General features: G+C 61.0%; 21 protein-coding genes. 9 read left to right on the top strand and 12 right to left on the bottom strand.

Annotated features, from left to right (window positions below):
• Positions 1-94 precede the first annotated feature (94 nt).
• The 3 genes from galR to GKN89_RS17775 all read left to right on the top strand — a co-directional run bounded on the left by galR (position 95) and on the right by GKN89_RS17775 (position 1,925).
• Positions 95-1,114, top strand: coding sequence for an HTH-type transcriptional regulator GalR (gene galR / locus GKN89_RS17785; RefSeq protein ID WP_025160231.1), 1,020 nt, complete (start codon positions 95-97; stop codon positions 1,112-1,114).
• A 206-nt stretch (positions 1,115-1,320) separates the two neighbouring features.
• A complete protein-coding gene (locus GKN89_RS17780) occupies positions 1,321-1,617 on the top strand; it encodes a type II toxin-antitoxin system RelE/ParE family toxin (protein ID WP_230329011.1) in 297 nt (98 codons plus the stop codon).
• Positions 1,618-1,622: 5 nt separating this feature from the next.
• Positions 1,623-1,925 carry a helix-turn-helix domain-containing protein gene (locus GKN89_RS17775; RefSeq protein ID WP_025160230.1) on the top strand — a complete coding sequence of 101 codons (303 nt, stop codon included), beginning with the start codon at positions 1,623-1,625 and terminating at the stop codon, positions 1,923-1,925.
• Between the two features lie 27 nt (positions 1,926-1,952).
• Here GKN89_RS17775 and lysA read toward each other — a convergent pair whose 3' ends face one another.
• Positions 1,953-3,215, bottom strand: a complete 1,263-nt coding sequence (gene lysA, locus GKN89_RS17770) for a diaminopimelate decarboxylase (RefSeq protein WP_154747469.1) — start codon at positions 3,213-3,215, stop codon at positions 1,953-1,955.
• Between the two features lie 134 nt (positions 3,216-3,349).
• On the opposite strand from lysA, the gene GKN89_RS17765 reads away from it, so the two are divergent.
• A complete protein-coding gene (locus GKN89_RS17765; RefSeq protein WP_154747468.1) occupies positions 3,350-4,273 on the top strand; it encodes a LysR family transcriptional regulator in 924 nt (307 codons plus the stop codon).
• Here the strand turns inward: GKN89_RS17765 and GKN89_RS17760 are convergent.
• Both GKN89_RS17760 and GKN89_RS17755 read right to left on the bottom strand, forming a co-directional pair.
• On the bottom strand, positions 4,263-5,417 hold the full coding sequence (locus GKN89_RS17760) for an MFS transporter (protein ID WP_154747467.1): 1,155 nt from the start codon (positions 5,415-5,417) through the stop codon (positions 4,263-4,265). The genes GKN89_RS17765 and GKN89_RS17760 overlap by 11 nt on opposite strands.
• Before the next feature lie 317 nt (positions 5,418-5,734).
• Positions 5,735-6,643 (bottom strand): LysR family transcriptional regulator, encoded by a 909-nt coding sequence (locus GKN89_RS17755; RefSeq protein ID WP_019455703.1) that lies wholly within the window; start codon positions 6,641-6,643, stop codon positions 5,735-5,737.
• A gap of 108 nt (positions 6,644-6,751) precedes the next feature.
• Here GKN89_RS17755 and GKN89_RS17750 point away from each other — a divergent pair, with 108 nt between their 5' ends.
• Both GKN89_RS17750 and GKN89_RS17745 read left to right on the top strand, forming a co-directional pair.
• Positions 6,752-7,636: an MBL fold metallo-hydrolase gene (locus GKN89_RS17750; protein WP_019455702.1), complete on the top strand. Its 885-nt coding sequence runs from the start codon at positions 6,752-6,754 to the stop codon at positions 7,634-7,636.
• A gap of 66 nt (positions 7,637-7,702) precedes the next feature.
• Positions 7,703-8,350: a DsbA family protein gene (locus tag GKN89_RS17745; RefSeq protein ID WP_015378930.1), complete on the top strand. Its 648-nt coding sequence runs from the start codon at positions 7,703-7,705 to the stop codon at positions 8,348-8,350.
• A 28-nt stretch (positions 8,351-8,378) separates the two neighbouring features.
• Here the strand turns inward: GKN89_RS17745 and GKN89_RS17740 are convergent, their stop codons facing one another.
• Positions 8,379-9,086, bottom strand: a complete 708-nt coding sequence (locus GKN89_RS17740) for a hypothetical protein (RefSeq protein WP_019455701.1) — start codon at positions 9,084-9,086, stop codon at positions 8,379-8,381.
• 206 nt (positions 9,087-9,292) lie between these two features.
• Here GKN89_RS17740 and GKN89_RS17735 point away from each other — a divergent pair, with 206 nt between their 5' ends.
• Complete coding sequence (locus GKN89_RS17735; protein ID WP_019455700.1) at positions 9,293-11,020, top strand: ABC transporter ATP-binding protein/permease; 1,728 nt, start codon at positions 9,293-9,295, stop codon at positions 11,018-11,020.
• Between the two features lie 36 nt (positions 11,021-11,056).
• Here GKN89_RS17735 and agaF read toward each other — a convergent pair whose 3' ends face one another.
• From agaF to agaR, 6 genes are read right to left on the bottom strand one after another with little or no spacing between them, the layout of a single operon-like run.
• Positions 11,057-11,491, bottom strand: coding sequence for a PTS galactosamine/N-acetylgalactosamine transporter subunit IIA (gene agaF / locus GKN89_RS17730; RefSeq protein WP_019455699.1), 435 nt, complete (start codon positions 11,489-11,491; stop codon positions 11,057-11,059).
• A 10-nt stretch (positions 11,492-11,501) separates the two neighbouring features.
• Positions 11,502-12,395 carry a PTS system mannose/fructose/sorbose family transporter subunit IID gene (locus tag GKN89_RS17725; RefSeq protein WP_015378934.1) on the bottom strand — a complete coding sequence of 298 codons (894 nt, stop codon included), beginning with the start codon at positions 12,393-12,395 and terminating at the stop codon, positions 11,502-11,504.
• Complete coding sequence (gene agaW, locus GKN89_RS17720; RefSeq protein ID WP_049202167.1) at positions 12,385-13,164, bottom strand: PTS N-acetylgalactosamine transporter subunit IIC; 780 nt, start codon at positions 13,162-13,164, stop codon at positions 12,385-12,387. Before agaW ends, GKN89_RS17725 begins: the two co-directional genes overlap by 11 nt.
• 14 nt (positions 13,165-13,178) lie before the next feature.
• On the bottom strand, positions 13,179-13,655 hold the full coding sequence (agaV, locus tag GKN89_RS17715) for a PTS N-acetylgalactosamine transporter subunit IIB (RefSeq protein ID WP_019455696.1): 477 nt from the start codon (positions 13,653-13,655) through the stop codon (positions 13,179-13,181).
• Position 13,656: 1 nt separating this feature from the next.
• Positions 13,657-14,940, bottom strand: a complete 1,284-nt coding sequence (locus tag GKN89_RS17710; protein ID WP_019455695.1) for a D-tagatose-bisphosphate aldolase, class II, non-catalytic subunit — start codon at positions 14,938-14,940, stop codon at positions 13,657-13,659.
• A 23-nt stretch (positions 14,941-14,963) separates the two neighbouring features.
• Entirely contained in the window at positions 14,964-15,737 is a 774-nt protein-coding gene (gene agaR, locus GKN89_RS17705) for a transcriptional repressor AgaR (RefSeq protein WP_004931804.1), read from the bottom strand.
• Between the two features lie 503 nt (positions 15,738-16,240).
• Between agaR and GKN89_RS17700 the strand changes: the two genes are divergently transcribed.
• Entirely contained in the window at positions 16,241-17,461 is a 1,221-nt protein-coding gene (locus GKN89_RS17700; protein WP_019455693.1) for an MFS transporter, read from the top strand.
• A gap of 178 nt (positions 17,462-17,639) precedes the next feature.
• On the opposite strand, the gene GKN89_RS17695 is transcribed toward GKN89_RS17700, so the two are convergent.
• The gene (locus GKN89_RS17695) at positions 17,640-17,756 is read right to left on the bottom strand and encodes a YmiA family putative membrane protein (protein ID WP_071532867.1); all 117 of its coding nucleotides are present in this window, start codon (positions 17,754-17,756) and stop codon (positions 17,640-17,642) included.
• A 387-nt stretch (positions 17,757-18,143) separates the two neighbouring features.
• Positions 18,144-19,796: a multidrug ABC transporter permease/ATP-binding protein gene (locus GKN89_RS17690; protein WP_154747465.1), complete on the bottom strand. Its 1,653-nt coding sequence runs from the start codon at positions 19,794-19,796 to the stop codon at positions 18,144-18,146.
• Between the two features lie 178 nt (positions 19,797-19,974).
• Here GKN89_RS17690 and GKN89_RS17685 point away from each other — a divergent pair, with 178 nt between their 5' ends.
• Positions 19,975-20,895 (top strand): LysR family transcriptional regulator, encoded by a 921-nt coding sequence (locus GKN89_RS17685; protein ID WP_019455690.1) that lies wholly within the window; start codon positions 19,975-19,977, stop codon positions 20,893-20,895.
• Positions 20,896-20,947: the final 52 nt, after the last annotated feature.

Below are 20,947 nucleotides of genomic sequence, written 5' to 3'. Positions count from 1 at the left end.
GCCGCCACAAGTTGCGCACGACACCGCTTGCAGCCCCGGTTTTTTTCCGCAAGACTGGGGGATGTAAGCGATTACCCAGGATGTGTTGACTGATATGGCTACGATAAAGGATGTTGCCAGGCTGGCGGGTGTTTCCGTGGCCACGGTATCCCGCGTGATAAACCATTCCCCCAAGGCCAGCGAAGGATCGCGCACCGCCGTGCTGGCCGCCATGGAACAGCTGCAGTATCACCCCAACGCCAACGCGCGGGCGCTGGCGCAGCAATCCACCGAGACGCTAGGCCTGATCGTCTCCGACGTTTCCGATCCCTTCTTCGGCGCGATGGTCAAAGCAGTCGAACAGGTGGCCTACGCCACCCGCAATTTTCTGCTGATTGGCAACGGTTACCACGACGCCGAAAAAGAGCGCCAGGCGATAGAACAGCTGGTGCGGCACCGCTGCGAAGCCCTGGTGGTGCACGCCAAAAGGCTGAGCGATCGGGAGCTTTGCGACTGGATGCAACAAATCCCCGGCATGGTGCTGATCAACCGCACGCTGCCGGGTTTTGAAGCGCGCTGCGTGGCGCTCGACGATCGCTACGGCGCCTGGTTGGCGACCCGCCATCTGATCCAGCAAGGGCATCAGCGCATTGCCATCATCTGCTCCACCCACCAGATTTCCGACGCCACCGATCGCCTGCAAGGCTATCTCGACGCGCTGCAAGAGCATGGCATTGCGGTGGATGAAAAGCTGATCGCCTACGGCGAGCCGGACGAGATCGGCGGCGAACAGGCGATGACCGAGCTGCTCGGCCGCGGCCGCTCGTTCTCCGCCATCACCTGCTACAACGATCCGATGGCCGCCGGTGCGCTGTCAGTACTGAGCGATAACAGCGTCGACGTGCCGGGGCAAATTTCGCTGATCGGTTTCGATGACGTGCTGATTTCGCGCTATCTGCGGCCCCGCCTGACCACCATTCGCTATCCGATCGTGGCGATGGCCACCCAGGCGGCTGAGCTGGCGCTGGCGCTGGCCAATCGGCAGCCGCTGCCGGAAGTCACCAACATGTTCAGCCCGACGCTGGTGCGCCGCCACTCGGTCGCCACCCTCAACAACGCGCACGAACAGCCGTAATGACATCGCTGCATGGGTGAGCCGTCACCCATGCGTTCATATTGCGCAGCCCTCCACATTTCCCGACTGTTGATTTTTTCCGCTCCCTGCGTTCGTGCATATTGTTCGAATAATAACCTTTACACTATATAGCATAAACGCTATATTCGGAGCGAATCATGTGGCAAGTGGTGACCGTCGAACGGTTCGACGACTGATTTTTAGCGCTGAACAACGCCCAGCAAACCAGCATCCTGGCGGCGATCTTCAAATTACAGACGTTCGGCCCGCAGTTGGCGCGGCCGCACGCCGATACGCTGCATTTTTCCGACGCGGCCCGGCAGTTGAAGGAGCTGCGCGTTCAACATCGCGGGCGCCCTTTCAGAGTGTTTTTCGCTTTTGACCCACAGCGGCAAGCGGTGCTGTTGTGCGGTGGCGATAAAACCGGCGACAAGCGCTTTTACCAGCGCATGTTGCCCATCGCCGCCATGGAGTTTTCACATTATCTGGCCACCCGGAGGTAGTGCAGATGGCTAAACCTTTATCCCAATTGATCGACAAGCTCGATCCCGCCGTCGTTAGCGCAGCCAGGCAAAAAGCGGACAAGGAAATTTTCGAACTGCGGCTGGCGATGCTGCGGGAAGAGCTGGCGGTCTCTCAGGTTGAATTGGCGAAGCGGCTCGGCATCAGCCAACCCTCCGTCGCCAATTTGGAAAAGCGCGGCAGCGAAATAAAACTGTCGTCACTCAAACGCTATATCGAGGCGATGGGCGGCACGCTGTCGCTGGACGTGCAATTGCCCAATGGCCAGCACCGCCGCATGACGCTGTGAAGCGGGCGCCAGGCGCCCGCCCGCTTATCAGATAAGCTCCAGCGCGATCAGCTCTTCGATGGTTTGGCGGCGGCGGATCAAACGCGGTTCGCCGTTTTCGAACAGCACTTCAGGCAACAGCGGACGGCTGTTGTAGTTGGAAGACATCGACGCGCCGTAGGCGCCGGTATCGTGGAACACCAGATAATCGCCGATCTGCACCGGCGGCAGCTCGCGGGTTTCCACGCCGCCGCCCGCCTGCTGGGTGAACACGTCGCCGGATTCGCACAGCGGCCCGGCGATCACCGTTTCGCGCAGCGGCTGCCCCGACGTGTCGCGGCCATCGGCCGGCAACAGCGAAATATGGTGGTAGCTGCCGTACATCGCCGGACGCATCAGATCGTTAAAGCCGGCGTCCACCAGCACGAAGTGGCGGCTGCCCATGTCTTTCACCGCCCGCACTTCGGCCACCAGCACGCCCGCCTCCGCCATCAGGAAGCGCCCGGGTTCAATCTCCAGCTGCACCGGGTGCCCCAAATGCGCGGCGATGCGCTCACGCGCCCGGTTCCACAAACCGAAATAGTGCTCGGTATCGATCGCTTCTTCGCCGTACTGATAGGGGATAGACAGGCCGCCGCCGGCAGAAATGGCGCTGATGTCATGGCCGAGATCGATCACCTGCTGCACCATCGCGTCGCAAACTCGCTCCAGATGCTGGTAATCGACGCCGGAACCGATATGCATATGCACGCCGACAAGCTTCAGGCCATAGCGGCGGATCTTCTCCACCGCCTGCGGCAGATCGGCATACCAGATGCCGTGCTTGCTGTTCTCGCCACCGGTGTTGGTTTTCTGGCTGTGGCCGTGGCCAAATCCCGGATTAATGCGCAGCCACACCGGGTGCCCCGCAGAAACCTGACCGAGTTGATCCAGCATATCGATGGAACCGGCGTTGACCGGGATCTTCAATTCGCTGACGCGCGCCAGCGTGGCGTGATCCAGCACGTCTGCGGTAAAGACGATCTCACTCGGTTCGCCGCCCGGCTGAAAACCGGCCTGCAGTGCCCGCTCGATTTCACCCAGCGATACCGAATCCACCTTCACGCCCTGCTCGCGCATCAAGCGCAAAATATGAATGTTCGAACAGGCCTTCTGCGCGAAGCGGATGGTGTCGAAGTGGCGCAGCTGAGCGATGCGCTGGCTGATGATGTCGGCATCATAGGCCCAGACCGGGCAACCGAAACGCTGCGGCAAGGCCAGCAGGTTAGCGGCGTTCAACGCGGTGGAGGTGTCGTGCAACGGGCGTGGCATGGCGATATTCCCAATTCGAAAGTAACGGCGGATAAAGCCATAGTGCCGCACGCTGAATCGACTGGAAAATATCTATTTAGCCGTAGTCTATTCATTTATGATATGGCTTTCTTCCCCAGCCAAGCAGCCTCGCCATGCACAACATCTCTTTGCGACAGATCGAAATCTTTCGGGCGGTGATGACCACCGGCAACCTGACCGAAGCGGCGGCCCTGCTGCAAACCTCGCAACCGACCGTCAGCCGCGAGCTAGCGCGCTTTGAGAAGCTGATCCGGCTGCAGCTGTTCGACCGGGTGCGGGGGCGTTTGTCCCCTACCGTGCAGGGGCTGCGGCTGTTTGAAGAAGTGCAACGCTCCTATTACGGCCTCGATCGCATCGTCAACGCCGCCGCCGGCATTCGCCAGTTTCAGCAGGCGCAGCTGTCGATCCTGTGCCTGCCGGTATTTTCTCAATCGCTGCTGCCGGCGGTGTGTCGGCCCTTTATCGAACGTTATCCGGAAGTCAGCTTCAGCGTGATCCCGCAGGAGTCACCGCTGTTGGAGGAGTGGCTGTCGGCCCAGCGCCACGACCTTGGGCTGACGGAAACCGCCCTGACGCCGGCGGGTACCGAGCGAATGACGCTGATGACGTTGAACGAAGTTTGCGTGCTGCCGGCGGGTCACCCTTTATCGGCGAAAGACCAGCTGACGCCGCAGGATTTCGCCGGGCAAAACTTTATCAGCCTGTCGAGCACCGACAGCTATCGTCACTTGCTGGATGCGCTGTTCGCCGAACAGGGCGTCGAACGGCGCATGGTGATGGAGACCCACAGCGCAGCATCGGTGTGCGCCATGGTGAGGGCCGGCGTGGGCGTATCGATCGTCAACCCGTTGACGGCGCTCGACTATGCCGGCAGCGGGGTGCACGTGCGGCCGTTCAGCATCGAGGTACTGTTCACCGTCAGCCTGATCCGGCCGCTGCATCGCCCTTCTTCTGCGCTGGTCACGGCCTTTATCGACCATCTGCATCAGCAGGCGGCCGGTTTCCCCGCTCGGCTCGACGCGGCGATCAGGCGCTAGCCGGGCGCTTGGCGCGTTTAAAGGTCACCAGGCACAGCAGCAGCCCCAGCAGCGCTATCGCCGCCGCCGCCAGAGGAACGCGGGTCAACCCCAGCCCCTGCGCAATCACCGCTCCGCCTACCCAGGCGCCGAGTGCATTGCCGACGTTAAACGCCGCAATATTCAGTGTGGAAACCAGATTCGGCGCTTTCTTGCCGTAAGTCACCACGTTGATCTGCAGCGCCGGCACCGCGGCGAAAGCGGCGGCGGCCCACAGGAACAGAGTCATTTCCGCCGGTACCAGCGCATGGCTGGTCCAGTGGAACAAGGCGGCGAACAGCGCAATAGCCAGGAAAGTGCAGCTGAGCGTCAGCGCCAACCGCCAGTCAGCCAAGCGACCGCCAACGATATTGCCCACCGTCAGGCCTACGCCCATCAGCAGCAGCGTCCAGCTTACGCCGCTCGCCGAGACACCGGTCACTTCGGTCAGCAACGGCGCGATATAGGTGAACAGCGCAAACATTGAGGCGGCGAACGCCACCGTCATCAGCAGCGACAGCCAAATGCCGCCGCCGCGCAACGCCGCCAGCTCTTTTTTCAGATCGGTCGGCGCCTCATCTTTTAACGCAGGCAGCTTGGCATACAGCGCCAACAACGACAGCACGCCGATCAGCGCCACCGCCCAGAAGGTGGAACGCCAGCCCAGCGCCTGCCCCAAGGCGGTGCCGAGCGGCACGCCCAGCACGTTGGCCAGCGTCAGGCCGGTGAACATCAAGGCCACCGCCGAAGCCCGTCGGTTGGGTGCCACCAGATTGGCGGCCACCACGGCGCCGATGCCGAAAAACGCGCCGTGGCACAGTGCGGTGATGATGCGCGCCAGCATCAGGAAGTTATAGCTGTATCCCAACGCGCACATCACGTTGCCGATGATGAAGATCACCATCAGCAGCAGCAGCGTATTCTTGCGCGGCAGTTTGGCGGTCAACAGCGCCATGATCGGCGCGCCAATCGCCACGCCCAACGCATAGCCGCTGATCAGCCAGCCGGCCGACGGGATCGACACCTGCAGATCCCCCGCCACGTCAGGCAGCAGCCCCATAATGACGAATTCGGTGGTGCCGATGGCAAATGCACTTAATGCCAGTGCGAGCAAAGAAACAGGCATGGGTAACGCTCCCGGTCAACACAGCCCGGCGTCAGACGCTCAGGGCTATTCAATAAACAAGCATAATCCCGGGCCACCCGCAGGGCGGCCCGAACAAGCGGAGTCAGATGAGATGTTCCAAGCGGAGGGATAATACTTAACCCTATAATTAATAAGTTTTATTCTCGCTTTTCGCCCCACAGAAATAGCACGCGGTGCAGAGCGAAGACCAGCAGAGACAGGCGGACAGCGCACAAATCATTCAGCGCTGGGCGCTAAGCGCTTGAATGCGCTGACGATGAAAAATGTGTGCAAATGTTACCGCATTGTTAATTTCATCAGCGAAGCGTCGCCTGCCACTGCGGATCGCTGGCGAACCACTCCACCAGAAAGTCCAGCATGGTGCGCAGGGTAGCAGGCATTTGTCGACGTGAAGTGTAGATGCCGTAGATGCCCATCGACTGCGGCCGATAGCCCGGCAACAGTTCCACCAGCTCGCCGCTGGCCAGCAGCGGCGCCGCCGAATAATAGGGCTGCATGGAAATGCCTGCGCCCTGCACCGTGCCGGCCATCAACACCACCGACTCATTGGCGCTCAGGTTACCGCTGACCGCCACCGCCGATTTCACCCCCTGCGCGTCGAAATGCCACAGGCTTTTGCCGAAATAGGAGTAGGTCAGGCAGTTGTGCAACGCCAGATCCTGCGGCTGACGCGGCGTGCCGTGCGCCGCCAGATAAGCCGGCGCGGCGCACACCACCGACGCGCAGCTGGACAGCGGCCGGGCGATCAGATTGGGATCCAGCTCATTGGTGATGCGCAGCGCCAGATCGATGCGTTCCTCCACCAGATTCACCGCCCGGTTGTTCATCTGCAGATCGACCGCCACCTGCGGGTGACGCTTCAGATATTGAGCGACGGCCCCCACCAGCGCCGTTTGCCCCAGCGACTGCGAACAGGTGATGCGCAGCAGGCCACGCAGCTCATCGCTCTGCCCTTCCTCCACCAGATCGATCTCCCCCGCCAACGCCAACATTTGCCGACATCGCTCAAGAGTGCGCTCACCGGCGTCGGTCAGACTAAGCTTACGGGTAGTGCGATGCAGTAAACGCGCTCCGGCCCACTGCTCCATTTGCGCCAGGTAGCGCGTCACCATCGCGCGCGACATCTCCAGCGTTTCCGCGGCGGCGATCATGCTGCCGCGATCGACGATGGTGACAAAAACCTCAGCGGCGGTAATGCGATCCATGATTAGTCCGATTTATGCAACGAATAATTGCTTATTATCCGGTTTTTCTATCGCTTTATGCAACCTAACATCATTACAACATTAACCGATACCTAAGGACCTCTGCCCATGTTTAAGAAATCACTGTTAACTCTGGCCTTCACCGGCGTTGCCACCCTGAGCGCTTACGCCACCGCTGCCGACACCCTGACCATGGAAGTGTATAACCCGGGCGAGAAAAGCGTGTTCCCGGTGTCTTCCGAGATCGTCAGCGGCAAACATGAAGTGGCGCTGATCGACGCTCAGTTCCAGCGCAACGATGCCGAAGAGCTGGTGAAAAAGATCAAGGCGACCGGCAAAAAACTGACCACCGTCTACATCAGCCATTCGGATCCGGATTTCTACTTCGGTCTGGACGTGATTAAGGCCGCCTTCCCGGAGGCGAAAATCATCGCTTCGCCGGGCACCATCAAGGACATCAACGCCACCAAAGACGGTAAAGTCGCCTACTGGGGCCCAATCCTGAAAGACAACGCGCCTAAAACCGTGATCGTGCCGCAGCCGCTGCAGGGCGACAGCTTCACCATCGACGGCCAAAAAGTGGAAGTGAAAGGTCTGAACGGCCCGACTCCCGATCGCACCTTCGTCTGGATCCCGGCGCTGAAAGCGGTAGTGGGCGGTGTCGCGGTCGCCGGGGACAATATCCATCCGTGGATCGCCGACAACCAGAGCGTGGAATCGCGCCAGCACTGGCAGCAGACGCTGAAAAACATCGAAGCGCTGAAGCCGCAGGTCGTCGTGCCGGGCCACTTCCTGCCGGGTGCAGCGCAGACGCTGGCATCGGTGCATTTCACTCAGAAATACCTGACCACGCTGGAAGCCGAGCTGCCTAAGGCCAAGGATTCCGCCGCGCTGATTGAAGCGATGAAAAAGCACTACCCGACGCTGAAAGACGAATCGAGTCTGGAACTGAGCGCGAAAGTGCTGAAAGGCGAGATGAAGTGGCCGCAATAAGCGCCCGAGCGTGATTGAACCAGTCCTGGCGCGGCGGCGAACCGCCGCGCCAGGCGAGGAGCTAAGATGACCGAAACCACTTTGCATTACATTTTCGATCCGCTGTGCGGTTGGTGCTACGGCGCCGCGCCGCTGGTGAAAGCGGCTCAGAGCCTCCCAGGGCTCAAGGTCGTGCCGCACGCCGGCGGCATGATGACCGGCAACAACCGCCGTCAGATTACCGACGAATGGCGCAACTACGTCATTCCGCACGACAAACGCATCGCCGAAATGACGGGCCAGCCGTTCGGTGAAGCCTATTTCAACGGTCTGCTGCGCGACACCACGGCGGTGATGGATTCCGAGCCGCCGATCACCGCTATCCTGGCGGCGGAAAAGCTGGCGGGGCGCGGGTTGGACATGTTGCACCGCATTCAGCAGGCGCACTATCAGGAAGGCCGTCGCATCGCCGACACGCCGGTGCTGGAAGCGTTGGCGAAAGAGCTGGGATTGCCTTCGGCGGCGTTTATCGCCGAAATGCGCTTCAACAGCGGCGCGCCGACCGCGCAACATATCGCGGAAAGCCGGGCGCTGCTGGCCAAAGTGCAAGGCCAGGGCTTCCCGACCTTTGCACTGCAGGATAGTGATGGCCGCCTGCATCTGCTGCCGGCCGGCAATTATCTGGGCAATGTGGAAGCCTGGAAGAATCTGCTGGGCGCCGCCGCACTGGCGTAACCCTGCTCGCCCCGGTCGTCGGGGCGGGTCATTCTACCCGCACGAACCTCCCTTCCGCCCGCACGTTGTGACCGAACCCGCAATCGCCCCGCGTGTGCATTTCCAACGCTTGCTCGCCGAACTCCATCGTCACGTCGCAGACCTGCGCGCTGTCCGACTCGTGCTGGTGGTAGACGGCCTTGCCGTGTGCGATCGGCAGCTCCGCGGAAAAGTCCCCCATGTTCGGCCCGTAATACAGCCCCATCTGCGGCATCGCGTAGCCGGAAAAATCGATCAGCCAGCGCTCGCCCTGCGGCTTAACCACCACTTCACTCCACACGCCGCGCCCGGCGTATTGCCAATACACGCCGCCCGGCCCCTGCGGCTGCGGCCGCTGCGCCAGACGTTGACGCAACAGGCTCAGGTTGTGCTGCGATTTATCGTCGTGCGGTGCCAGCGCCAGATAGGCCTGCGCCTTGAGCAATTCGCCGGCGTGCATCAGCGACAGCGCCACGTTGTTGTAAGCCGTGGCAACCGCCTGCTCGCTCAGGCCGCAAAATTCGCTCCAGGCCGCCTGATCGCGAAAGATGTCGGCGGCTTTGGCGTAATCCTGCCGCTGATAGGCCTTTTTTCCCAGTTCGGCGTAGCTCGCCACCTTTTGGCAGTCGGCAGCAATGTCCGGCTCGTCAATGTGCGCCCAGGCCCGGACGCTGGCGAAGACGCCGCAGGTCAGCAACAGGGGAAACCAAGCCTTCATCGTTTATCCTTTCTGCAAAAATTCGGCGCCAGTATAACCGCCCGGCGCCGGAGTGTATGCCGCAATTGCGATCTCCTGCATGGCCGCCGGCGATTCAACCGCATTATTTCAAACGGTTAGCGGAGTCAAAACTGCTTACAGTCACGGTTTGTTTGTTACCGGCCCGCGGCCCATGCTGAACAAAATGCCGCAATGAATGAGCCGCTATGAACGCAACCCCCTTGCAGAAACACGCCGTTTGGCAGCTGATCAAACCCTTTTGGGTGTCAGAGGAGCGATGGCGCGCCTGGATGATGCTGATCGCCATCGTCGTCCTGTCGCTTGGCCTGGTCTATATCAGCGTGCAGATCAACCAGTGGAACCAGGTGTTCTACGATGCGCTGCAGAACAAGAACTACCCGGTGTTCAAGGCACAGCTGTGGCGCTTTACCTATCTGGCGCTGATCTTCATCGTGCTGGCGGTCTATAAAATCTACCTGACCCAGGGGCTGCAGATGCGCTGGCGGCGCTGGATGACGGAAAAGTTCATGGATAAATGGCTGGCGCATCAGGCGTATTACCACACCGAGCAGCAGCAGATCGTCGATAACCCCGATCAGCGTATCGCCGAAGATCTCAACGTGTTGACCCAATATACCCTGTCGCTGTCGCTCGGGCTGCTCTCCAGCCTGGTGACGCTGTTTTCCTTTATCGACATTTTATGGCACGTCAGCGGGCCGATGACCTTCGCACTCGGCCAGCACGCCATCACCTTGCCCGGTTATATGGTGTGGTTCGCGCTGCTGTATGCAGTGTTGGGATCGCTGTTGATCTGGTGGGTCGGTAAACCGCTGGTCATGCTGGGCTTCAACCAGGAACGGTACGAGGCGAACTTCCGTTTCGGCCTGATCCGCATCCGTGAAAACAATGACGCCATCGCGCTGTACCACGGCGAACCGCGCGAGGCGCAGCAGTTGGGCGACCGTTTCGATACCATTCGCAGCAACTGGTGGGCGATCATGCGCATCACCCGGCGGCTGAACATCGCCACCAACTTCTACGGCCAGTTCGCTATCGTGTTTCCGCTGCTGGTGGCAGCGCCGCGCTACTTCTCCGGCGCCATCCAGATGGGCGGCCTGATGCAGATCGCCTCGGCCTTCGGCCAGGTGCAGGGGGCGCTGTCGTGGTTTATCGACGCTTTCAACGATTTGGCGACCTGGAAAGCCTGCGTCAACCGTCTGGCGGGCTTCAATGCCGCCGTCGATCAGGTGCATCATCAGCCGCGCGGCATTCAGCTGCGGGAAGAGGCAGTCCATCCGTTAACGCTGGACAATCTCAGCCTGAACTTGCCCGACGGCCAGCCGCTGCTGACCGGCGCCGAGATGACGCTGCAACGCGGCGATCGCCTGCTGATCGTCGGCCCTTCCGGCTGCGGCAAGTCGACGCTGCTGCGAGCCATCGCCGGCATCTGGCCTTACGGCGCGGGTGCCATCGGGCTGGCGGCCAACGCCAACACGCTGTTCCTGCCACAGCGCAGCTACATTCCGATCGGCACGCTGCGTGAAGCGTTGAGCTATCCGAGCCTGGCGACAGAATACAGCGACGCGCAGCTGATGCGGGTGCTGGAAAACTGCCGCCTGAAACACCTGCAGCGCTGGCTGGACACCTCCGCCAACTGGAGCCATCGCCTGTCGCCGGGCGAGCAACAGCGGCTGGCCTTCGCCCGCGCCCTGCTGATACGCCCTAGCCTCCTGTTCCTTGACGAAGCCACCAGCGCGCTGGACGATGAAACCGAGCAATTGATGTACTGCCTGCTGGTGGATGAACTGCCGGACGTGACGCTGATCAGCGTGGCGCACCGCAACAGCGTGGCGAAATATCACCAGACCTGCTGGCGCTTCAGCCGCGGCGAAGACCAACCGGCGCGCCTGGCGCTGAGCCCGTTGCCGGCATAACTCACGAAGCCGGGCGCGAGCGCGCCCGGTTTTCGTTCAGATGCCGTCGGCCTGCACGTTTTCGCATTTCACCCGGCGGCGCTCATGCCACAGGCTGGTCAGGCCGCGTTTACCGCACGCCAGCGCCACCTCGCGAAACTCATCCAGGCTCAACCCGTCGCGCTCCAGCATCATTTCCGCCGCCAGCTGCATATTCACGCCGGTCAGCACTTCACAATCCCCCTGCGCATCCGCCAGCTCGCAGGCGCTGCGAAACGGCGAGCCGCCGAGCATGTCGGTGAGAAACACCACGCCGTCCGGCTGCGCCACTGCGACCAGCGCCGAACGCAAAGCCTCCCTGAGCTGCGCGGTGCTCATCTGTTCGGGGAAATCGACCGCCGCGCAGTGCGGCTGTGGCCCCACCACCTGTTCCACCGCCTGCAACAGCCCGCTGGCGAAGCCGCCGTGGCCGGTAATCACAATGCCTGGCATATTCCGCTCCTCACAAAATGCCGATAAATTTGCCCGCTACGCCGATGACTACGGTGACGCCAATCAGCTTCACCGGCGAGAATCCGCGCTTCATCAGGAAGAAAATGAGCAGCGTGAAACACAGCGGCAGTAAGTTGGGCATCAGCTTGTCCAGCACGTCGGTCTGTAGCGCCACGCTGGCCTTGCCGGCATGCATCACCAGCGGCGTGGACAGATGCACATACGAGGCCACCAGCGCGCCGATCACCGTCATGCCGACAATGGAGGCGGCGTGCGAAATACGCCGGGTGTGGGTCTTCAGCAGCGCCAGCGCGCTGGTGCCGGCCTGGTAGCCGTAGTGCGCCAGCCCGAAACGCAGGCCGAAGTGGAACAGGTTGAACAGCAGCAGGAAGACGATCGGCCCGAACAGGCTGCCCTCCAGCGCCAACGAAGCGCCTATCCCGGCGCAGATCGGCAGCAGCGTCAACCAAAACAGCGCGTCGCCGATGCCGCCAAGCGGCCCCATCAGCGCCACTTTCACCGCGCGGATGGTGGAGATCTTTTCCTTGTTCTGCTCCATTGCCAGCACCAGGCCGGACAGGAAGGTAACGTCGAACGGGTGCACATTGATAAACTCCATGTGCATCTTCATCGAATTGGCCAAATCCTGCGGGTTGCGGTGGATCTTGCGCAGCCCGGGGATCAGCTGATACAGCCAGCCGCCGGCCTGCATGCGCTCGTAGTTGAACGATGCCTGCAGCAGCAGCGAACGCCAGGCCATGCGGTTGATGTCGCCGCGCGTCAGCGCTTCGGCGGGCTGGCTGTCCAGGTAATCGTCCTGCTCCACCTGGCTGGTGGCCAGCGCCTGCGCCATGCGCTGCTCGGCCTTTTGCGCCAGCAGATCGTCGGAATCGTTAAATGCCATCTTCGGCGTCCTCCTGCGGAGCGGGACGAGCCGTCGTCTCTGCCGCGCCGCGTTGCGTGTTGAAGAAGTCGATCAGAGCGATCGCCAGGGCGCCCAGCGCCACCGCCAGAATCGGCAGTTTGAGAAACGTGACCGAGATGAAACCGAGAATGAAATAGGCCACGTAGGTTTTTTTCATCATCACCTTCATCAGCAGCGAGAAACCGATCGCCGGCATCATGCCGCCCGCCACCGCCAGCCCGTCCAGCAGCCAGCCCGGTGCCTTCTGCACCATGGCGCTGGCCGCATCGGCGCCGAAGTAAATCGGCAGGAACGCCACCACGAAATAGAAGATGAACAGAATGCTGATGCCGAGGTAGTTCACCCGTTCGATGCCGCGCCAGTTCAGCTCTTTCACCATGCGATCGCAGCGGTGCATCATCGGTGAGAACAGCGTAAACAGCAGCGTGATGCAGCCCTGCACTGCTATCGAGAACGGCACCGCCACGCCGATCGCCACTTTAGGATCAGCCTTGGTCAGAATGGCGAACGCGGTGCCGATCACCCCGCCGATCACCACGTTCGGCGGTTGGGCGCCCGCCAGCGGCACCATCCCCATCCACACCAGCTCCAGCGTGCCGCCCACCAGCAAGCCGGTGTAGACGTCGCCCAAAATCAGCCCCACCAGCGGCCCCATCACCACCGGCCGGTGGAAGTGGGTCAGACCGTCGAACAGGTCAACCCCCGCCAACCCGGCCAACAGCGCAATCAATAACGCATCCGTCAACATGCTTCCCCCCAGGCTCAAAAGAGCAGTTTGCCGATCGCCTCACCCGCCTCATCCGGCACCCGGCGCACTTCGCACTCCACGCCCAGCGCCGCCAGCGCGCGGAACGCGGCCACGTCGCCGTCGTCCAGCGACACCGTTTTGTGCACCTGCCGCTTCCCCTCGGCGAAATGCATATTGCCGACGTTGACGAAACGGATCGGCACCCCGCCGCGCACCAGCGTCAACACGTCCTGCGGCGTTTTGCATACCAGAAAGATCTTCTGTCGATCCGCCGCCTTGTGGATCACGTCGATGGTTTTCTGCAGCGTGAAATAACGGGTCTGCACCCCTTCCGCCACCACCATGTCCATCAGGTTCTGCTGCACCGGATCGGCGGCGGCCTCGTCGTTGGCCACCACCACCAGGTTGGCGCCGAGGGTGTTGGTCCAGGTCACGCCCACCTGGCCGTGCACCAGGCGATTGTCGATGCGGGTCATTAAAATGTTCGGCATATCAGCGGCCCTCCGGATAACAGGCGGCGTGGTAATCGTCGAGCACCTGCGTCACTTTATGCAGCACCCACTCCTGCGGATCGGCGCTCAATTCGCCGGCGTTCAGCGCCCGCGCCTGATCCGGCAGATACTGGCTGAGCAGCGCCAGCGGCGCCGGGCTGCGGCGCAGGTTGTCCAGCAAGCCGTCGACCGCCTGCTGCACCTGCGGCTGCGGCCAGTAGTAACGCACCCGATCGCTCAGGCTGTAGTGGCGATCGAGGTACTGCTGGTGCGGCGTACCGTGGTAATAGCGGCTCCACTGTTGCGGCTGCTCGCGCATCACCTGTTCCAGCGTGGCGCACAGCTGCGCCGACTGGCGTTCCCCCAGCCATTCGCGCTCGATGCGATCGAGGGCGAACAGCGCTTCGCGCAGCGCAAAGGTCAGCGCCGGCCCCACCTTCAGAATGGCGAAATGATCGCGCACCAGCTGGCGATAGGCCTGCGGCGGTTGGTAGTCCGTGGAGTGCGCTTCATAGATCATGCCCGGCTGCCGTTCGATGAAATGGCTCAGTGCATCGGCGCGTTGCGGCTGGTAACGTTCGACGCTGTGGTGATCGAACTCGACGCCCGGCTGCACCACCAGCGCGATGGTTCGCTGCCAGGCATCGTTCAGCTCGGCCTTTTGCCAGGCGATACGGTGTGTTTCCAGGGTTTGCGCCACCGCCTGCGGCGTGGTGACCTGCAGGCCCGCCAGCGCTTCCTGCGCGCCGCCCGGCACCGGCACTTCGGTGCCGATCACATAGACCGGCGCTTCGCCGCCGCTCTGCGCCCAGGCGCGTTCCGCCACCGCGCACAAACGCGCTGCCCGCTCGGCGACAGCGGCATCCCCCAGAGGCGAGGGATCATCGGCGCACGACATGGAACAATCGAGATGAATTTTGCGAAATCCCGCGCGGACGTAATCGTCGATCAACGTTTCCGCCAGCGTCATCGCTTCCTGAGCCGGGCGATCTTGCCAGGCGTTGGGCCCCAGATGGTCGCCGCCCAGCCACACGCGCTCGCGCGCCAGGCCAACCTCATCCGCCAGCCGCCACAGCGCATCGCGAAACTGGGTCGCCGTTTGGCCGGTATAGCCGCCGAACTGATTGACCTGGTTGGACGTCGCTTCCACCAACACCGGCGTGCCACGGGCTTTGGCCTGCCGCAACGCGGCCTTCAGAACCCAGGGATGGGCGGAACAGACGGAAAAGATCCCGACCGGCATACCGGCCTTGTGCTGCTCGACAAGCTGTAACAACTGCTGCATGAAGCCCCCATGCAGGCGCCCTGCTACCGATCGGCGATGATGACCTCCACGCCCAGCTCGGTTAACGCCCGCTCGTAATCGTCCGGAAGACGGCTGTCGGTGATCAGCCGATGGATTTGTCCGGCTTCGCGAATCATGCAAAAGCTCTTGCGACCAAATTTGCTGGCATCCGCCACCGCGATAATCTCGCGTGCCACCTCGCACATTACGCGATTGAGGTGCGCCTCACCGGGGTGAGGCGTGGTGATGCCGGCGCTCAGATCGAACCCATCGACGCCCAAAAACAGTTTGTCGAATCGGTACTGACGCAATTGCTGCTCGGCAGCCGGACCGTAGAGCGAGTAAGAGTTGCGGCGCACGCTGCCCCCCAGCACCATGACCTCCACCCCGTCGTTTCCCGAAAGCTCGTAGGCAATGTTCAGCGCATTGGTCATCACCACCAGATCGCGCCGCCCCTTCAGGAACGGCACGATCTGCGCGGTGGTGGAACCGGAATCGAGGATCAGCGCATCGCCGTCGCGCACATAGCCGGCCGCCGCGTTGGCGATCAGCGTTTTGACGTCGCGATTCAACCGCCCTTTGTCCCGCAACGGCCGATCGAAAGCGAATTGCTGATTGAGCATCGCGCCGCCGTAAGCGCGCAGCGCACACCCTTTTCGTTCCAGAAAGCGCAGATCGTTGCGGATCGTCACCGTGGATACCGCAAACTGTTTGCTGAGCTGCTCCACGCGCACGCTGCCGTGCTCGCATAACAGATCGATGATGTGTTCACGTCGCTTTGCGGTATTCACTGGCATGAGCTGCGGTCCTCAGGTTTCCGGCATCGCCGGGGAGAAGATGGCTTTCGCTCTACTGCGCTGGCATTACAGCAAAGCGAAAGCAATGAAATTGTGATCGGGCTTACAGCCCCGTTTTAGCAAAAAAATCGCCAAAAAACCTTTCGAATCGAAACAGATCGAAAAGCCAGGAAGCGGAATGGAGGCAAAGTGAAATGCCATGACGAGCGCGCACGCCGGAGAGCAGCCGCATGGGGGGAGAGAGAAGTGAAAGCGGCGCATGGCCCGCCCCGCGCCAGGACTTTTAGTTCACTCAGTGACCAGGATCACATAATGGCAATTATCCTGTCACCGACGGGGATTAACCGCCCCTATCACGCCGGCCCCTCCCCTTGTCAGCGTGAAGCATCTTCCCTACACTTGCGATCGGATACCGCCAATTTGGCGGTACGTAAGCGTTAACGTCAATCAACGCATCACGCCATGCAGCGCTGATTGACTGCATGCCCTGGTGCGAGGAACCCATGCCGCAACCCGCTTCATCCCCATCATCCAGCTTAACCCCGCGCCGCCGTTTACATCGCCCGGTACTGCTGATCGTCGGCATCATGCTGATCGCGGCCAACCTGCGCGCCGCCCTGACCAGCGTGGGCCCGCTGCTGGAGCAGATCCAGCAACAGCTGGCGTTATCCGCCACCGCCGCCGGCCTGATCAACTCGCTGCCGCTAATCCTGTTCGCCGTTCTTTCGCCGCTGACCCCGGCGCTGGCGAAACGCATCGGCATCGAGCGCACTCTGGGCCTCGCCCTCGCGCTGCTGGTTTGCGGCATTGCGCTGCGTTCCCTGCCGCAAGACGCCATGCTGTGGCTGGGCAGCATCCTGATCGGCGCCGCCATCGCCCTCGCCAACGTAGTGCTGCCGACGCTGGTGAAAAGAGATTTCCCACATCGCGCCGCCGCCATGATCGCCGCCTATGCGGCGGTGATGTCGCTGGTCGCCGCCATCGCCTCCGGCCTGGCGGTGCCGCTGGCTTCGCTGGGCGATCTCGGCTGGCGGTTCTCTTTGCTGTGCTGGGGGTTGCCCGCGCTGCTGGCGCTGCTGGTGTGGCTGCCACAGCTGCGACGCCCCGCCACGCCCGCAGTCAAAGAGCCGCTGTCGACGGAGCCGCAACGCTATCGTTCTCCCTGGGGCAGTGCGCTGGGATGGCAGGTGGCGATGTTCATGGGGCTGCAATCTATTGCTTTTTACACCATTATCGGCTGGTTCAGCGCCTTTGCCGCCAGCCACGGCACCTCGGCTCAACAGGCGGGCTTCGAGCTGTTCGTGTATCAGGTGGTGGCGATCGTCGCCAACTTTGTGATGGTGGTGATTTTGCCGCGGGCGCGCGATCAGCGAGCGATCGCGCTGGGCAGTTCTCTGCTGATCTTTATCGGCGTCGGGGGATTATTGGTGCAACCCGCCAGCTCGCTGGTGTGGTTGACGTTCGCCGGGTTGGGCGCGGGGAGTTCGCTGGTGCTGGCGCTGTCGTTCTTCGGATTGCGCAGTCAGCATCATCACCAGGCGACGCTGTTATCGGGTATGGCGCAATCCGTCGGTTATCTGCTGGCGGCCTTGGGCCCCACCCTGTTCGGCCTGCTGCATGACCTGACGGAAGGCTGGCGTTTGCCACTGATCGTGTTGCTCTGTCTGACTCTCCTGCAAATGCTGTTCGGCGCATTGGCCGGCCGTAGCCGCCTGATCGGTTAGCGCCGCTGGGCGATAGGTCGCTCCGCCTCAGGGGCGTTATCCTGCCACAAATCTTCAATGAAGGCGCGCTGCTCATCGCTCAGCACCCATGAAGGCGGAATTTTGGACTGCGCGCGACGCCGAGCGCCCTCACGATTTTTAGCCTGCTTTTTGTTCACCAATCGTCTTCCTGCTCAGCTTACTTAATCAGTAGCCAGTAAATCACGGCAGCGGTTAGCAGCCAGAACAGCCCACAACCGATAAACACGCATAGCCATGCCTTACGTTTGATATTTGATCCATCCTTGCTCACCACAGCGCCCCTAACCAATAGATTAAACCATTCAAACGATGATTATTGATCTGTTTTAACGATCGATAAAGTAGTTTGTTCCTATGGATATTTAAAAAATCACTGCTACCCAAATACCTGCATTGCAGTATCAATGAGCACGGCACCGTGGATACCACTGTTATCGGCAGCCGATAACGCGTATTGATAGGCGAACGAACATACAGTGTGTCACACCTTTAATGGCTAAAATTAAACCACTGGTAAATAATTAGTCACTAAATCATTTGACTGGTCATAAGCCAAATCGGCAACAGGCGACGCTGAAGAAGAGGATGAAAATGAAGCGACGTACTGAATCGCATGAGGAGAAGCGCCGGCCCGTTTGGGTTTCGCCCGGGCCGGCGAGGATTAGCCAATTCGACTGATGGAGTCTCGGCTGGCGTGTTCACGCTCGCAGCCGGTCAGTTCGCGCAGCTGGCCGGAGCGCATCTCAAGCAACCGATCGGCATGTTCGAAATAGTGGTCGTCATGGCTGATGGCGAATACCGTTTTGCCTAACGCGCGCAACTCTGGCAACAGCTCGCGATAAAAAATACGCCGGAACTGCGGATCCTGATCCGCGGCCCATTCATCCAACAGCAGGATATCGCGCTGTTCCGCCACCGCCAACAGCAGGGCCAGACGTTTGCGCTGCCCTTGCGACAGCTGCGGGTTGGTCACCCTGTCGCCGTCGAACTGCAGTTTGCTTTTCATATTCAAGCGTTCGAGCCAGACGGCGACCAACTCCGCATCGGGTTCGCCACCTTCCGGCCCTTGCAAGCGATCGAACTGATGAAAATCGGTGAAAATCGCCGAAAACAGCCGACGATAATCCGGCATATCCGCTGCGGTCTGGGCGATGCCATCCACAACGATGTGCCCGCTCACCGGCCGGTACAACCCGGTCAGCAGCATCGCCAGCGTTGACTTGCCGCTGCCGTTGCCACCGATCAAAAAGACCAGCTCGCCACGCCGCAGCGTCAGATTGAGCGGCCCGACGGCAAAACCGGGCTGCTGTTCCGTATCCGCATAGTGAAAAACCACGTCGCGCAGTTCCAGCGTCTGCCAGGCACGGCCGGTGGCGGCAGGGAACGCCGGTTGGTACTCGGCCAGGCGCAGCGTCTTCAGCTTGTTGAAGGCGACTTCGGCGCTGACCAGCGTCGGAAACGCTCCGACCGCCTGCAGTAATGGCGTGCGCAAGAACAGCAACGTCAGGGAATACGTGGCGGCTACCATCGAGTTCGCCCATCCCAGGCTGTTGGCCATAAAGAACACCAGCCCGATCGCCCCCAACATCATGATATTTGACCAGTTGAGCGCACTCAGATGGAAGGTATCGGCGCGAATGATATGGTAGCGGTAAGCTTGCGCATCAGGCTGATAGGCCTGTTCGTACAGCGCCTGCGCTCGCTTGCGGTTCAACGTCAGTTCCTTACGACCGTCAATCACCGATTCATAATGATGATAGAGACGCTCTTCTGACTCGCGCAAACTGGCCATATGGCGATAAACCCGCGAGACCAGACAACCGCTGCCCACCACGGTGATGGCGACCCACACCGCCGTCACCGCCAGCATTTTCGGTGACAGCCATCCCAGATAGGCCGCCGATCCCAGGGTTAAAATCACCCCTTGCACCAGTTCGGGCAAGCGCACGAAGGCGACGGTGATATTGCGCACATCGCTGGACAGGCTGGCCAATAATGAGGCGCTGCCTAGCTGTTCGAGACGTTCAATATCGGTATCCAGGATGCGCTTCACTAACTGCCCGCGCAGGCGGTAGACGAAGTAATGGCCCAAGGTCGTCAGCGCCAATTGCGAGCCCAGCGTGACCGCCATCAGCAATGCCAGCAGGGCAAGAAACATCGGCAGCACGGCCAATGCATCGCCGCCGGCGTCCATCAGGTATTGATTGATAAATGCAATGATACCGATGCCTAAGCCGGCGCTGGTCATGGTCAATGCCATCACCGCCAGAAAGGGCCAACGATACTGGTGATAAACCACCCGTAGCAGTTCCATGAAAAAACCTCTGAAGTCGCGATCTGGCAGGCATTGTAAGCGGCACGAGAATGAGATCAAGACGAATTCTCATTGTTCGCGCAGCCTCTGATTTCGGCGTCGGGGGCATTTTGATGATTGCTTATTGAAACGAGAGACTTACACTGGCGCCACTTGCCGCTGAAGGGAACAGCCGATTATGCTCGCCACTCACGAATACGCCAACGACCTGATTCTGTTTGCCCTGATTGTCGACTGCGGGTCGTTCAGCAAGGCCGCGGAGAGCGCCGGCATCACCAGCTCGGTGGTCAGTAAACGCATCGGGCGGCTGGAAAAATCGCTGGGTGCCCGCCTGCTGTACCGCACCACCCGCAGCCTGACGCTGACCGAAAGCGGCCAGGCGCTCTACCAGCAGGCCAAAGAGATCGGCGCCAAAGTGCAGGAGGCGCTGTACGCCGTCAGCGAAAAGAGCGAAGAGTTGACCGGCACCATCCGCATGTCGGTGCCAACCATTTCGGGCGAGCTGCTGCTGAGCGAAAGCGTGGCGGAATTTTGCGCCCAGCATCCCAGCCTAAAGGTCGAAATGCGGCTGGAAAACCGCTTCGTCGATCTGGTGGAAGAAGGCATCGATCTGGCGATCCGGACCGGCACCATGCCGGATTCCAGCCTGATTGCCCGGCCGATCTTCGATTCCCGCTGGGTGATCGTCTGCTCGCCGGGCTACCTGGAAAGCCACCCGGAACCGCGCAGCGCCGACGATCTGCTTAGCCACAACTGCCTGACCTACACCTACCAGGAGAGCGGCACCGCCAACTGGCTGATGAAGCGGCCAGGGCGCAACGACATCTACGAGCTGCAGGTTAACGGCAACCTGTCGGCCAACAATGCGCGAGCGATCCGCAAAGCGGTAATCGGCGGCCACGGCATCGCCATGGTGCCGCGCTGCATGGTGTACGAAGACTTGCAGGACGGAAAACTGACGGAGATTTTGGCCGGCCACTGCGGCAAGGTGCTGGGCATTTACGCCGTCTATCCTTACACCCGCAATCTGCCGTTAAAAACTCGCCTGCTGATCGAACATATCATCGGTTCCTACCAAAATATCAGCCATTACTTTTGAGTTTTCTGCTCTGGTTATTTCTCCATGGCCGGAAAATGCCATGGGGATTACG

This window comes from Serratia sp. YC16 (genome assembly GCF_009707615.1).
Taxonomy (GTDB): domain Bacteria; phylum Pseudomonadota; class Gammaproteobacteria; order Enterobacterales; family Enterobacteriaceae; genus Serratia; species Serratia surfactantfaciens.
This window is presented reverse-complemented; position numbering and strand designations above follow the sequence as displayed.

Excerpts from the sequence above, each read along its gene's own strand:
- galR (WP_025160231.1), top strand. The coding sequence starts at position 95 with ATGGCTACGATAAAGGATGTTGCCAGGCTGGCGGGTGTTTCCGTGGCC.
- GKN89_RS17775 (WP_025160230.1), top strand. The coding sequence starts at position 1,623 with ATGGCTAAACCTTTATCCCAATTGATCGACAAGCTCGATCCCGCCGTC.
- lysA (WP_154747469.1), bottom strand. The coding sequence starts at position 3,215 with ATGCCACGCCCGTTGCACGACACCTCCACCGCGTTGAACGCCGCTAAC.
- GKN89_RS17765 (WP_154747468.1), top strand. The coding sequence starts at position 3,350 with ATGCACAACATCTCTTTGCGACAGATCGAAATCTTTCGGGCGGTGATG.
- GKN89_RS17760 (WP_154747467.1), bottom strand. The coding sequence starts at position 5,417 with ATGCCTGTTTCTTTGCTCGCACTGGCATTAAGTGCATTTGCCATCGGC.
- GKN89_RS17755 (WP_019455703.1), bottom strand. The coding sequence starts at position 6,643 with ATGGATCGCATTACCGCCGCTGAGGTTTTTGTCACCATCGTCGATCGC.
- GKN89_RS17750 (WP_019455702.1), top strand. The coding sequence starts at position 6,752 with ATGTTTAAGAAATCACTGTTAACTCTGGCCTTCACCGGCGTTGCCACC.
- GKN89_RS17745 (WP_015378930.1), top strand. The coding sequence starts at position 7,703 with ATGACCGAAACCACTTTGCATTACATTTTCGATCCGCTGTGCGGTTGG.
- GKN89_RS17740 (WP_019455701.1), bottom strand. The coding sequence starts at position 9,086 with ATGAAGGCTTGGTTTCCCCTGTTGCTGACCTGCGGCGTCTTCGCCAGC.
- GKN89_RS17735 (WP_019455700.1), top strand. The coding sequence starts at position 9,293 with ATGAACGCAACCCCCTTGCAGAAACACGCCGTTTGGCAGCTGATCAAA.
- agaF (WP_019455699.1), bottom strand. The coding sequence starts at position 11,491 with ATGCCAGGCATTGTGATTACCGGCCACGGCGGCTTCGCCAGCGGGCTG.
- GKN89_RS17725 (WP_015378934.1), bottom strand. The coding sequence starts at position 12,395 with ATGGCATTTAACGATTCCGACGATCTGCTGGCGCAAAAGGCCGAGCAG.
- agaW (WP_049202167.1), bottom strand. The coding sequence starts at position 13,164 with ATGTTGACGGATGCGTTATTGATTGCGCTGTTGGCCGGGTTGGCGGGG.
- agaV (WP_019455696.1), bottom strand. The coding sequence starts at position 13,655 with ATGCCGAACATTTTAATGACCCGCATCGACAATCGCCTGGTGCACGGC.
- GKN89_RS17710 (WP_019455695.1), bottom strand. The coding sequence starts at position 14,940 with ATGCAGCAGTTGTTACAGCTTGTCGAGCAGCACAAGGCCGGTATGCCG.
- agaR (WP_004931804.1), bottom strand. The coding sequence starts at position 15,737 with ATGCCAGTGAATACCGCAAAGCGACGTGAACACATCATCGATCTGTTA.
- GKN89_RS17700 (WP_019455693.1), top strand. The coding sequence starts at position 16,241 with ATGCCGCAACCCGCTTCATCCCCATCATCCAGCTTAACCCCGCGCCGC.
- GKN89_RS17690 (WP_154747465.1), bottom strand. The coding sequence starts at position 19,796 with ATGGAACTGCTACGGGTGGTTTATCACCAGTATCGTTGGCCCTTTCTG.
- GKN89_RS17685 (WP_019455690.1), top strand. The coding sequence starts at position 19,975 with ATGCTCGCCACTCACGAATACGCCAACGACCTGATTCTGTTTGCCCTG.